The organism is Paracoccus kondratievae (genome assembly GCF_009301415.1).
GTDB classification, from domain to species: domain Bacteria; phylum Pseudomonadota; class Alphaproteobacteria; order Rhodobacterales; family Rhodobacteraceae; genus Paracoccus; species Paracoccus kondratievae.
In genome coordinates this window covers 111,896-124,746 of record NZ_CP045074.1, presented here as the reverse complement: position 1 = coordinate 124,746, position 12,851 = coordinate 111,896, and the positions used below count along the sequence as shown (strand labels likewise).

The 12,851-nt window shown below is 64.8% G+C and carries 11 protein-coding genes; 9 read left to right on the top strand and 2 right to left on the bottom strand.

Features of this window, described 5'->3' with window-relative positions; translation table 11 throughout:
• Window positions 1-2: 2 nt before the first annotated feature.
• Complete coding sequence (locus F8A10_RS19405) at window positions 3-1,499, top strand: aldehyde dehydrogenase family protein (RefSeq protein WP_152368251.1); 1,497 nt, start codon at window positions 3-5, stop codon at window positions 1,497-1,499.
• A gap of 10 nt (window positions 1,500-1,509) precedes the next feature.
• Window positions 1,510-3,111: a GMC family oxidoreductase gene (locus F8A10_RS19400; RefSeq protein WP_152368250.1), complete on the top strand. Its 1,602-nt coding sequence runs from the start codon at window positions 1,510-1,512 to the stop codon at window positions 3,109-3,111.
• Between the two features lie 38 nt (window positions 3,112-3,149).
• Here F8A10_RS19400 and F8A10_RS19395 read toward each other — a convergent pair whose 3' ends face one another.
• A complete protein-coding gene (locus tag F8A10_RS19395; protein ID WP_152368249.1) occupies window positions 3,150-3,968 on the bottom strand; it encodes an aldo/keto reductase in 819 nt (272 codons plus the stop codon).
• Window positions 3,969-4,094: 126 nt separating this feature from the next.
• Between F8A10_RS19395 and F8A10_RS19390 the strand changes: the two genes are divergently transcribed.
• From F8A10_RS19390 to F8A10_RS19380, 3 genes are read left to right on the top strand one after another with little or no spacing between them, the layout of a single operon-like run.
• Window positions 4,095-5,666, top strand: a complete 1,572-nt coding sequence (locus F8A10_RS19390; protein WP_085501633.1) for an acyl CoA:acetate/3-ketoacid CoA transferase — start codon at window positions 4,095-4,097, stop codon at window positions 5,664-5,666.
• Window positions 5,663-6,463: an enoyl-CoA hydratase/isomerase family protein gene (locus F8A10_RS19385; protein ID WP_152368248.1), complete on the top strand. Its 801-nt coding sequence runs from the start codon at window positions 5,663-5,665 to the stop codon at window positions 6,461-6,463. Before F8A10_RS19390 ends, F8A10_RS19385 begins: the two co-directional genes overlap by 4 nt.
• On the top strand, window positions 6,460-7,719 hold the full coding sequence (locus F8A10_RS19380; protein WP_152368247.1) for a glycerate kinase type-2 family protein: 1,260 nt from the start codon (window positions 6,460-6,462) through the stop codon (window positions 7,717-7,719). Before F8A10_RS19385 ends, F8A10_RS19380 begins: the two co-directional genes overlap by 4 nt.
• Window positions 7,720-7,744: 25 nt before the next feature.
• Here F8A10_RS19380 and F8A10_RS19375 read toward each other — a convergent pair whose 3' ends face one another.
• Window positions 7,745-8,761: an aldo/keto reductase gene (locus F8A10_RS19375; RefSeq protein ID WP_010399570.1), complete on the bottom strand. Its 1,017-nt coding sequence runs from the start codon at window positions 8,759-8,761 to the stop codon at window positions 7,745-7,747.
• A 158-nt stretch (window positions 8,762-8,919) separates the two neighbouring features.
• Between F8A10_RS19375 and F8A10_RS19370 the strand changes: the two genes are divergently transcribed.
• The 4 genes from F8A10_RS19370 to F8A10_RS19355 are packed head-to-tail and all read left to right on the top strand — an operon-like array spanning window position 8,920 to window position 12,846.
• Window positions 8,920-10,062: an acyl-CoA dehydrogenase family protein gene (locus tag F8A10_RS19370; RefSeq protein ID WP_010399572.1), complete on the top strand. Its 1,143-nt coding sequence runs from the start codon at window positions 8,920-8,922 to the stop codon at window positions 10,060-10,062.
• A complete protein-coding gene (locus F8A10_RS19365; RefSeq protein ID WP_152368246.1) occupies window positions 10,059-10,826 on the top strand; it encodes a 3-ketoacyl-ACP reductase in 768 nt (255 codons plus the stop codon). The genes F8A10_RS19370 and F8A10_RS19365 overlap by 4 nt, the downstream gene beginning before the upstream one ends.
• A gap of 11 nt (window positions 10,827-10,837) precedes the next feature.
• A complete protein-coding gene (locus tag F8A10_RS19360) occupies window positions 10,838-11,986 on the top strand; it encodes a dihydrodipicolinate synthase family protein (RefSeq protein WP_152368245.1) in 1,149 nt (382 codons plus the stop codon).
• Window positions 11,987-11,988: 2 nt separating this feature from the next.
• The gene (locus tag F8A10_RS19355) at window positions 11,989-12,846 is read left to right on the top strand and encodes a sugar phosphate isomerase/epimerase family protein (protein ID WP_152368244.1); all 858 of its coding nucleotides are present in this window, start codon (window positions 11,989-11,991) and stop codon (window positions 12,844-12,846) included.
• Window positions 12,847-12,851 lie beyond the last annotated feature (5 nt).

Below are 12,851 nucleotides of genomic sequence, written 5' to 3'. Positions count from 1 at the left end.
CGATGGACCAGACCGCCCGCACCCTTTCCCCGCCGGAGTCGCCGCGCGAGTTCGGCTTTTTCATCGACGGCGAATGGCGGCATGGCCGCGATCTGGCCGAACAACGCTCGCCCGCGCATGACGTGCCGGTGACGCGGGTGGCGCGCTGTATCACGGAAGACCTGAACGATGCAGTCGCCGCCGCACGCCGCGCCTTCGAGAAGCGCAGCTGGGCTGGCATTTCGGGCGGTGAGCGCGCGGGTGTGCTGCTGCGCGCCGCCGAGATCCTGCGCCGCCGCCGTGACGAGGTCGCCTATTGGGAGGTGCTGGAAAACGGCAAGCCCATTGCCCAGGCCCGCGCCGAGATCGAAGGCTGCATCGCCTGTTTCGAGACGGCTGCGGGTGCCGCCCGGCTGCTGCATGGCGACAGCTTCAATTCGCTGGGCGACGGGTTGTTCGGCATGGTCCTGCGTGATCCCATCGGGGTCGTCGGGCTGATTACGCCGTGGAACTTCCCCTTTCTGATCCTGTGCGAGCGGGTACCCTTCATCTTAGCCTCGGGCTGCACGATGGTGGTAAAGCCGTCCGAGGTGACCAGCGCCACCACGCTGATCTTAGCGGAAATCCTGACCGAGGCGGGGCTGCCCAAGGGGGTCTACAACGTCGTCACCGGCTCGGGCCGCACCATTGGCCAGGCGATGGCCGAACACCCGGACATCGACATGCTGTCCTTCACCGGCTCGACCGGCGTCGGGCGGTCCTGTGTCCACGCCGCCGCCGACAGCAATTTCAAGAAGCTGGGGCTGGAACTGGGCGGCAAGAACCCGATCATCGTCTTTGCCGACAGTGATCTTGAGGATGCCGCCGACGCGGCGGCCTTTGGCATCAGTTTCAACACCGGACAATGCTGCGTGTCCTCCAGCCGGTTGATCATCGAGGCCTCGGTGGCCGACGAATTTGAACGGTTGCTGGTGGAAAAGATGCGGCGCATCCGCATCGGCGATCCGCTGGACGAGGCGACGCAGGTCGGCGCCATCACGACGCCCGCGCAGAACGACACCATTCTGAACTATATCGAGAAGGGCCGCCAGGAGGGCGCACGCCTCTTGACCGGCGGCGAAGTTCTGAAGATCGGCGCGGGCCGTTTCATTGCGCCGACGTTGTTTTCCGGTGTTGGCCGCGACATGGCCATTGCGCGCGACGAGATCTTCGGCCCGGTCCTGTCCTCGTTCCGTTTCGAGACCGTGAACGAGGCCATCGCCATCGCCAATGATACGGTATATGGGCTTGCCGCATCGCTGTGGACCAAGGATCTGGACAAGGCACTGACCGTGACGCGGCGCGTCAGCGCGGGCCGGTTCTGGGTGAATACGATCATGGCGGGCGGGCCGGAAATGCCGTTGGGAGGCTTCAAGCAATCCGGCTGGGGCCGCGAGGCCGGTATCTACGGCGTCGAGGAGTATACCCAGATCAAGTCGGTCCATGTCGAGATCGGCAAGCGTACGCATTGGATCGGGTAAAGGGGGCGTCATGGCGCAGGGTTACGATTACGTCATCGTCGGCGGCGGCTCGGCCGGTTGCGTGCTGGCCGCGCGGCTGTCCGAGGACAGTCAGGCGCGGGTCTGCCTGATCGAGGCCGGCGGCAAGGACAGCAACCCGCTGATCCACATGCCGGTGGGTTTCGCCAAGATGACCACCGGGCCGCTGACCTGGGGGCTGGTGACCGCGCCGCAGCGCCATGCCAACAACCGCGAGATCCCCTATGCTCAGGCCCGAGTCCTGGGCGGCGGGTCGTCGATCAACGCCGAGATCTTCACCCGCGGCCACCCGTCCGATTACGACCGCTGGGTCGATGAGGGGGCAGAGGGGTGGGGCGCGGACGAGGTGCGGCGCTATTTCCACCGCTCGGAAGGGAACACGATCCTGTCGGGCGAATGGCACGGCACCGAGGGGCCGCTGGGCGTGTCGAACCTGCCCAATCCCAATGCAATGAGCCGCGCCTTCGTCCAAAGCTGCCAGGAGGCGGGCATCCCCTACAACCCCGATTTCAACGGGCCGATGCAGGAAGGCGCGGGAATCTATCAGACCACGACCCGGGGCAACCGGCGTTGCTCGGCCGCCGTCGGCTACTTGCGCCCGGCGCTGTCGCGCCCGAACCTGACCCTGATTACCGGCGCGCTGGTGCTGCGGCTGGTGTTCGAGGGCAGCCGGGTGGTCGGCGTCGAGTATGCCGCCGGCAAGGGGCGCGCGCCGGTGGTGGCGCGTGCCGAGCGTGAGGTGATCGTGACCTCGGGCGCCATCGGCTCACCCAAGCTTCTGATGCTGTCGGGGATCGGTCCCGCCGATCACCTGCGCAGCCACGGCATCGAGGTGGTGCAGGATATGCCCGGCGTGGGGCAGAACCTCCAGGACCATTTCGGCATCGACATCGTAGCCGAGCTGAAAGGCCATGAAAGCCTCGACCGCTATGGCAAGCCGCATTGGATGGTCTGGGCCGGTCTGCAATACCTGCTGTTCAACTCGGGGCCGGTGACCTCGAACGTGGTCGAGGGCGGGGCCTTCTGGTATGCTGACCGTGGGGCGCCCTGTCCCGATCTGCAATTCCATTTCCTTGCCGGGGCGGGGGCCGAGGCGGGCGTGCCCTCGGTGCCGAAAGGATCTTCGGGGATCACGCTGAACAGCTACACCCTGCGCCCGAAATCGCGGGGCACGGTGACGCTGCGGTCCTCCGATCCGCGCGACAATCCGGTGGTCGATCCGAATTTTCTTGGCCACCCGGACGACCTGCGCATCTCGACCGAGGGGGTAAAGATCAGCCGCGAGATCTTCAGTCAGCATTCGCTGCGAAAGTATATCCGCGAACTGCGCTTTCCCGATGCGAATGTGCGCACGCAGGCGGATTACGAGGCCTATGCGCGCCAATACGGCCGCACCTCGTATCATCCCACCTGCACCTGCAAGATGGGCCGGGACGAGATGTCGGTGGTCGATCCGCAGTTGCGCGTTCACGGGCTGGACGGGTTGCGGATCTGCGACAGTTCGGTCATGCCCTCGCTGATCGGGTCGAACACCAATGCGCCGACGATCATGATCGCTGAAAAGGCATCCGACATGATCCGGGGCAATCACTGAGATTTTGCGGGGCGCGGCCTTCACCGCGCCCTGGCGCGTTAATCCCATATAGGCGCGAAGGGCACCCGGTCGCGGTCTACGATGCGGTAATTCGTGCGATTCAAATCGTCGATCCGGGACATCTCACCCGTCGTAAGCGTGAAATCCATAATCTCCAGATTGGCACGGATATTTTCCGGGTTGGTGGACATGGTGTTCATGCTGAGACCCTTTTGCAGAATCCAGCGCAAGACGACCTGAGCCGCAGATTTTCCATGCGTCTTGCCGATTTCCCCGAACAGCGGGTATTTGAAAACCTCGCCGCGCGCGAGAGAGCAGTATGACGAGAGTGGTATCTTGGTGTCTCTGGCCGCTTCCAACAGGCGCGACTGATCCAGCAGTGGATGAAACTCGACCTGGTTGGTGACCAGCGGCACATCGACGAGGGCACGGGCCTGGCGCATCATCGCGGCGGTATAGTTCGACACGCCGATATGGCTGGCCAATCCGGCCTCATATGCCTTTTGCAACAGCCTCAGCGATGGCGTAATGTCGCCTCCGGCCGGCGGCCAGTGCAGAAGCAACACATCAATCCGGTCGATCCGCAAGGCACGCAGGCTGCCCTCGACCGAGGGCAAGAAGCGCGATTCGCTGTAATTCTCGGGCCTGACCTTGGTGATGATGCAAAGACGGTCGCGCGCGACGCCGGTTTCGGCCAGGGCGGCGCCGGTATCCGCTTCATTCTCATAACCCTGAGCCGTGTCAAAGGTTCGGTAACCCGCCTTGACCGCCATATGGATCGCGTCCCGCAGGGCGCCTCCTTTCAAGGGGAATGTGCCGAATCCCTGCAGGAATCCGGGTTGCAGCAGAATGTTCATCCTGGTCCTCCCTCACATGTTCTTGCATCGCGCCGATCCCGGTTTTCCTCTTGCCGGGCCGGGCAGATTACAGATATATAGATAACCAGTTAGTTACTTAAGATGCAATTGCGAAGGAGGAGCGCAATGTCCAAGATTCGGACCGCCAGTCAGGCGGCAGAACTGGTTCGCGATGGCGCGGTGATTGCGGTGAATTCGTCTTCGGGATTGCTGTGCCCCGATCATGTCCTGGCGGCCCTGGGCGAGCGCTTTGTGCAAGAAGGCGCTCCGCGCGGCCTGACGACCATCCATCCGATCGCTGCCGGCGACATGTTCGGCACCCCGGGCGTGGACCATATCGCCCATCCCGGCATGATCACAAAGATCATTGGCGGTTCCTATCCCTCGGGGCCGTCTAATGCCGAGCCGCCGAAGATCTGGCAGCGCATCCTGGCTGAGGAGGTTGCGGCCTATAACGTGCCCTCGGGCATTGTCTTCGACATGCTGCGTGAGGGGGCGGCGCAGCGGCCCGGCGTGTTGACTAAGGTCGGCATGGAAACCTTTGCCGATCCCGCGCTGGAAGGCTGCGCGATGAACGCCACCGCACGCGCCACACCCATCGTCAAGCGCGTGGCCTTCGAGGGCGAGGACTGGTTGTATTTCCCGGCCCTGCGCCCCGATGTAGCGCTGATCCGCGCAACCACGGCAGACGAGAATGGCAACCTGACCTTCGAGGACGAGGGCGCGACCCTTGGCGCGATGGAAATGGCGCTGGCCGCGCACAACTGCGGCGGCATCGTCATTGCGCAGGTTAGACGTATTGCCGCGCAGGGCACGTTGAAGCCGCATGATGTGAAGGTGCCGGGCATTCTGGTCGATGTAATCGTCGAAGCACCCGATCAGTTGCAGACCACCGCGACACCGCACGATCCGGCTATCTCGGGCGAGGTCTTCCGGCCGCTCGCCAGTTTCCGCGCGGCGGATTTCAATCCCGGCAAGGTCATCGCCAGGCGCGTCGCACAAGAACTGCGATCGGGATGGGCGGTGAATATCGGCTTTGGCATCTCGGCCAATGTGCCGCGCATCCTGATCGAGGAGGGCCTGCATGGCGCGGTGACATGGGTCATCGAGCAAGGCGCGGTCGGGGGCGTGCCGCTGCTGGATTTCAAGTTCGGCTGCGCCAGTAATGCAGAGGCGTTCGTCGCTTCGCCGCATCAGTTCTGCTATTTCCAGGCGGGCGGTTTTGACTGTTCCCTGCTGTCCTTCCTGGAAATCGACGCCGAGGGCTCGGTCAATGTCAGCCGGCTTGCCGCGACGCCGCATCGGACAGCGGGGGCGGGCGGTTTCGTCGACATTACCGCGAGGGCGAAGCGGATCGTTTTTTCCGGGAACTTCAACGCCGGAGCAAAGATGCGAATTGAAAATGGCCGGCTGGTGATTGACCGTGAGGGCAAGGTTGCCAAGATCGTGCCAAAGGTTGATCAGGTAAGCTTTTCGGGCCGGCGCGCGGTGGCGCAGGGGCAGGAGATCACCTATGTCACCGAGCGTTGCGTGTTGCGTCTGTTGCCCGAGGGACTGACGGTCACCGAGATCGCGCCTGGCGTCGACTTGCGGCGGGATGTGCTGGATCAGGCCGCAACGTCCCTCCGCGTGGCAGAGAATCTGAAGGAAATGGATGCGGCGCTGTTTCGCGACACGCCGATGGGGCTGGCGCTGTGAGCGAAGATCAGCGCCTCGATCTGCGTATCGAGGCGGATATCGCACGGCTGACCATTCGCCGCCCGGACAAGCTGAATGCCCTGGACGCCGAAATGGTGGACGGATTGCTGCCGCTCTGCCGCCGGATCGAGCGATCCGACGCGCGGGTGGTGATCCTGACTGGCGAGGGTGGCCGCTCATTCTGCGCAGGCGGCGATATTGCCGCCTGGTCGCAACTGTCGCCCGAGGATTTCAGCCGCCGCTGGTTGCGCGACGGCCATGCTGCCTTCGATGCGCTGGCACGTTTGATACAGCCGGTGATCGCCGTGCTGAACGGGCATTGCCTGGGCGGTGGGCTGGAGCTGGCGGCTTGCGCGGACTACCGCCTGGCCGAGGCACATGTGCGGATCGGTTTGCCCGAAACCTCGCTTGGGGTCATTCCCGGCTGGTCGGGAACGCAACGCGCGGTGCGACGCTTCGGTGCTGGCACGGTCCGCCGGATGGCGCTGTTCGGTGAGGTTTTCGGTGCCGAGGAAGCGCAGCGTCTCGGGCTGGTCGATCAGGTCGTCCCGACGGGCACTGGCATGGCTGCCGCCGGGGTGCTGGCCGCGCGGGTGATCGCCCGCGCTCCGCGTGCAACAGAAATCACCAAGATGCTGCTCAACGCCGCCGAAGGCGAGGAACGCGAGCGGGTGCTTGAGGCACTGGCCGGCAGCGTCGCCGCCGCATCCGGTGACTTGCGGGAAGGGCTAGCGGCGTTCCGCGAAAAGCGCTCTGCAAGGTTCGAAGCGACGGGTCGAGGGGAGAAGCTGGAATGAAAGCCGAGGATCGCGAGTTTCTTACCGGGCTTTTTGACGCGGCGGTGGCTGCTGCCGATCCCGAAACCGCGCTGGCCGCGCATCTGCCGGATCGTCCTAGGGGTCGCACGGTCGTAGTCGGTGCCGGCAAGGGTGCGGCGCAACTGGCGGCGGCGTTCGAGCGCCGATGGGACGCTCCGGTGGAGGGCGTGGTGGTCACGCGTTACGGCTATGGCTGCGATACCCGCAATATCCGCGTGATCGAGGCCGCGCATCCCGTTCCCGATCAGGCCGGTCTTGCCGCGACTGGGGCCTTGTTTGAGGCTGTGCGGGGGCTGAGCAAGGATGATCTGGTCGTGGCGCTGGTTTGCGGTGGTGGCTCGGCGCTGCTGCCAGCGCCGCCCGAGGGGCTGACGCTGGAGGACGAAATCGAGCTGAATCGCACCCTGCTGGCCAGTGGTGCGCCGATCTCGGTGATGAATGCGATCCGCAAGCAGGTCTCCCGTATCAAGGGCGGCAGGCTGGCGCTGGCGGCGCATCCGGCGCGGGTGGTGTCGCTGGTCGTTTCGGACGTGCCGGGCGACGATCCGGCGCAGGTGGCCTCGGGTCCGACGGTGCCGGATGCGGTCACCCGCCGGGACGCGCGGCGTCTGCTTGAAACATGGCGGATCGAGTTGCCACCGCGTCTGGCTGAATGGTTCGCGGGCGAGGACGGCCTGCCGCCGGATCCCGCCGATCCTCGTTTTGCCGGACATGAGGTTCGCGTGGTGGCTTCGGCGCGCCTGTCGCTGGAAGCCGCCGCCGCGCGGGCCGGGGCGGCGGGCATTCCGGCAGTGATTCTGTCGGACGCGATCGAAGGGGAGGCACGCGACGTGGCCCGCGTCCATGCTGCCATCGCCCGCGAGGTCGCGACCCAAGACCGGCCTTTCACGCCCCCGGTGGCGATCCTGTCAGGCGGCGAAACGACCGTGACGCTGCGCGGAAATGGCAAGGGCGGGCGCAACAGCGAATTCCTGCTGGCTTTCGGTTTGGCTATTGAAGGGTTGCCCATCGCCGCGCTGGCCGCCGATACCGACGGCATCGACGGGTCCGAGGATAACGCAGGCGCTTTTGCTGATGGGGACAGTGCGGCGCGGCTTCGGGCCTTGGGTTGCGATCCGGCAGCGATGCTGGCTGGGAACGATACATGGTCCGCTTTCGCCGCCTTGGGCGACCTGTTCGCTCCTGGCCCGACCGGCACCAATGTCAACGATTTCCGGGCCATCCTGGTCCGATAGGTCCGGGCGCCGCCGACCCGCGATCTCAGGCAGGAACCGGCGCGTCCTCACGCAACAGGCCCTTGTCCTTCAGCGCCGCCCAGAACGCGGCCGGAATGGGGTGCTGGAACCACGTGAGATTCTGCTCAAGCTGCTGGATAGTCCGCGTGCCGGCGCAGAAGGCCGGGACAGCCGGATGTGCCACGACGAATTGCAATGCCGCCGCCGCCAGGGGCACGCCGTATTCGGCGCAGACCGCCTCGATCTTTGCCACCCGGTCCATAATTTCGGACGGGGCAGGGGCGTAGTTGTATTTTGCGCCCGGCTTCGCACCCGTGGCGAGGATCCCCGAGTTGAAGCCGCCGCCCACGACCACTGCCGCACCGCGCTTCTCGCAAAGCGGCAGGAACGCGTCCAGCGCGTCCTGTTCCAGCAGCGTATAGCGCCCGGCCAGCAGGAAGCAGTCGAAATCGCGTTGCTTCAACGCCTCGTGGCAGACCTGCCATTCGTTCACGCCGACGCCGATGGCCTTCACGACCCTCTCGTCGCGCAGCCGGGCCAATGCCCTATAGCAGCCGTCCATCGCCTGCCGGAATACCTCGGGCTGCTCGGTGCCGCGCGTATAGACGTCGATGTCGTGGATGAACAGAATGTCGATGCGCTCCAGTGCCAGCCGTTGCAGGCTGTCTTCGAAAGCGCGCATCGTGCCGTCGTAGCTATAGTCGAACTCCATTGCGAACGGGGCGGCATTGACCCAGGGCGCGAAGTCGATGCTGTCGCGTCGCGCCGGGCGCAGCAGGCGGCCCACTTTCGAAGACAGCACGAAATCGTCGCGCTTGCGCCAGCGCAGCGCCTCGGAGGTGCGCAGTTCGGACAGGCCATGGCCATACATCGGCGCGGTGTCGAAATAGCGCACGCCGGCATCCCAGGCATGATCGAACATGGCGCGCGAGGTCTGGTCGTCGATCTCGCGGAAAATATTGCCGACCGGTGCGGTGCCGAAGGCGAAGCCGGTCACCTCCATATCCGTGCGGCCGAACTTTCGTTTGTCGGATGGTTTCATCAGGTTCCTCCCATAAGTAACCAATTGGTTATAATTTGCATGAGTCCACGCCACGGATCAAGCGGATTTCCAAGCCGTTGTCGGTTTTGACGCTTGACGTGAGGAAGGTGCCTCAAATAAAGTAACCGGATAGTTACATATCGGGAGGGGATTCGAGGATGTATCTGAACGATACCCAGCTGCAGGTGCGCGACATGGCCCGCGCCTTCGCTGACGAGGTCATCCGGCCTGCAGCCGAGGCGCTGGACCGCGACGAGCGTTTCCCGGCCGAGATCTATGACGAGATGGCCAAGCTGGGCCTGTTCGGCATCGGTGTGCCGGAAAGCATGGGCGGGCCGGGCTTCGACACGCTGACCTATGCCGTGGTGATGGAGGAACTGTCGCGCGGCTATGCCAGCGTGGCCGATCAATGCGGTCTGCTGGAGCTGATCTCGACGCTTCTGGTCCGCCACGGCACCGAAGCGCAGCGCAAGCTGCTGCCCGGGATCCTGGCGATGCAGCAGAAGGTTGCCTATTGCATCACCGAACCGGAGGCCGGGACTGACGTGTCGGGCATCCGCACCACGGCAGTGCGCGACGGCGACGGCTGGGTGCTGAACGGCGGCAAGATCTGGATCCACAATGCACCCGTCGCCGATCTGGGCTTCGTGCTCGCCCGTACCGACAAAGAGGCGGGCAACCGCGGCATGTCGATCTTTATCGTCGACCTGCACGCGGCAGGGGTCGAGCGCGGCCCCAAGGAACACAAGATGGGTCAGCGCGCCAGCCAGGTCGGGGCCTTGACCTTCACCGATGTGCGGCTTGGCGCGGATGCCATGCTGGGCGAGCCGGGCCGCGGCTTTCACATGATGATGAGCGTGCTGGACAAGGGCCGCGTCGGTATCGCTGCACTGGCGGTCGGCATCGGCCAGGCGGGGCTTGAGGCCGCACTGGAATATGCCGGGACGCGCATGCAGTTCGGCAAGCAGATCGCCGAGTTCCAGGGCGTGCAATGGCTGCTGGCCGATATGGCCAAGGATATCGAGGCTGCGCGGCTGCTGGTTCATTCGGCCGCGTCCAAGATCGACAACGGGCAGGATGCTACCAAGGCCTGCTCGATAGCGAAATGCTTTGCCGGCGACATGGCGGTGGCGCGCACGGCGGATGCGGTGCAGGTCTTCGGCGGCTCGGGCTATATCCGGGGTTTCGAGGTCGAGCGGCTCTATCGCGATGCCAAGATCACTCAGATCTACGAGGGCACGAACCAGATCCAGCGCATGATCATTGCCCGCGAATTGCTGAAGAAGGGCGCGCAGGCATGACACAGGTTGCCCTTGTCACCGGCTCGTCGCGCGGGATCGGGCTTGCTGCGGCCGAGGCACTGGCCCGCGAAGGTTTCGCCGTCGCCGTGAACGGTCCCGCCGACGATGCTGAGTTGCGTGCGGCGGTCGAACGCATCGCCGCACTTGGCGTGCCGGTCGTCGCCGCGCCTTTCGACGTGACCGACATTGCCGGCCATGACGCCGCTCTGCAACGGATCGAGGATGCGCTCGGCCCCCTGACCACGCTGGTCAACAACGCGGGCGTGGGCGTCATGCAGCGCGGCGACCTGCTGGATGTCAGCGAGGCAAGCTGGGACCGCTGCCTGACCGTCAACAGCAAGGCGATGTTCTTTTTGTCGCAAGCGTTCGCCCGCCGCCTGCTGGCGCGGGAACGCCCGGAAAACCTGTTCCATGCCATCGTCAACGTCACCTCGTCGAACGCGATCGCGGTGGCGGTGCAGCGGTCGGAATATTGCGCCTCCAAGGCGGCCGCCGCGATGGTGTCCAAGGCTTTGGCCGTGCGGCTCGGGCCGGAAAACATCGCGGTCTATGACGTGCAGCCCGGCCTGATCGCGACCGAGATGACCGCCCCCGTGATCGAGACCTATCGCCAGCGCGCCCAAGAAGGGCTGACCCTGTTCCCCCGCGTCGGCCAGCCCGCCGACATGGGCGCCATCATTGCATCGCTGGCCTCGGGCCGGCTTCCCTATACCACGGGACAGGCGATTTCGGCCGATGCCGGGATGCTGGTTCCGCGTTTCTGAAAGCGACCATGATGAAAATCGCACTTCCCGACACACAAGGCCGCATGGCCGACTATACGCTGACCGGCACCCCCATCGCGCAGGCCGTGCTGCCCGTCAATCCGGCTCGCATCGTCTATTCCGCCGCCCATGTGGTGGCCGACCCCTTCACCACCAACGATCCTTCGGGGCGCGCGGCGGTGGATTGGGAAAAGACGATGGAATTCCGACGCTATCTGGCCGGTCTTGGTCTCGGCATTGCCGAGGCGATGGATACCGCGCAACGCGGCATGGGCCTCGACTGGCCCGGCGCGCTGGAGCTGATCCAGCGCACCAAGGCCGAATTGCCCGACGCGCTGGTCGGCAACGGCTGCGGTACCGATCATCTGGATCCGGCGGATGCCCGCGCTCTGGACGACGTGATCCGCGCCTATCTGGAGCAGGTCGAGGCGATACAGGCCATTGGCGGCCGCATCGTGCTGATGGCCAGCCGCGCGCTGGCCCGCGTCGCGACCTCGCCCGAGGATTACCTGCATGTCTATGCACAGGTGCTGTCGGTCTGCGACCAGCCGGTGATCCTGCACTGGCTGGGCGAGATGTTCGACCCCGCTCTGGCCGGCTATTGGGGCGACTCGGATTTCGACGCTACGCTGGAGACCGTTCTGGCGGTGATCGAGCAGAACCTTTCCAAGGTGGACGGCATCAAGATGTCGCTCTTGGACAAGGACAAGGAGATCACCCTGCGCCGCCGCCTGCCTGCCGGCGTTAAGATGTATACCGGCGACGATTTCAACTATCCCGAACTGATCGAGGGCGACGACCAAGGCTTCAGCCATGCTTTGCTGGGGATCTTCGACCCGCTGGCCCCTGCCGCCGCCTATGCCGTCAACCGGCTGGCCGAAGGGGACAAGGCCGGTTTCCGTGCCACGCTGGACCCGACCGTGCCGCTGGCCCGCACGATCTTTCGCGCGCCGACGCAATATTACAAGACGGGGGTGGTCTTTCTGGCCTGGCTGAACGGCTTCCAGGATCATTTCATCATGCTGAACGGCCATCAGGCGATGCGGCCCTTGCCCTATTTCGCGCAGGTCTTCCGCCAGTCGGACGCCTGCGGTCTTCTGCGTGATCCCGAACTGGCGGTGCGGCGGATGAAATCGCTGCTGGCCGTCTATGGCGTCTGACGATGCGCGACTTCAGTCATGATATTTCCGCGCTCGCGCTGAATACCGCCACGCTTGGCCATAATGTCGAGGGTGCGGGCGCCGGTTGGTCCCCCGAACGCATCATCGACGCCTGCGCCGAGCGCGGCTATGGCGGCATTGTCTTCTGGCGGCGCGAGATCGGGACCAATGCTGCCAGGATCGCGGCCCATGCCCGAGCGGCCGGGCTGACGGTGGCGGGGCTCTGCCGGACCCCCTTCCTCGTTGGACCCCTGGCGCCGCAGAGCCGACAGGCGGTGATGGATGATTTCCATGCTTCGATCGACATGGCGGCGGAGCTGGGCGCTCCGGTTCTGACCATCGTCACCGGCGGGGTCGAACCGGGCACCCGCGGCGTCGTCGAAAGCCTGCGCCTTGTCACCGACCGTGTGGCCGAGGCAGCGCCCTATGCCGCCGCACGCGGCGTCAAGCTGGCGCTGGAGCCTCTGAACCCGGTCTATGGCGGCAACCGCTCTTGCCTGACCACCCTGCGCGACGCGCTGGACATCTGCGACACCATCGGCGCGCCAAATCTTGGCGTGGCGGTCGATGTCTATCATGTCTGGTGGGACACCGACCTGCCCAGGCAACTGGCCCGCGCCGGAGAACGCATCCTCGGCTACCACCTTTGCGATTGGCTGGCCGAGACGACCGATGTGCTCCTGGATCGCGGCATGATGGGCGATGGCGTGGCCGATCTGAAGACCATCCGTTCTGCGGTCGAAGCGGCCGGCTACAACGGCCTTTGCGAGGTCGAGATCTTCTCGGCAGGTAACTGGTGGAAACGCGGTCCGGCCGAAGTGCTAGATACCATCGTTACGCGCTTCCGATCCGTCTGTTGATAATT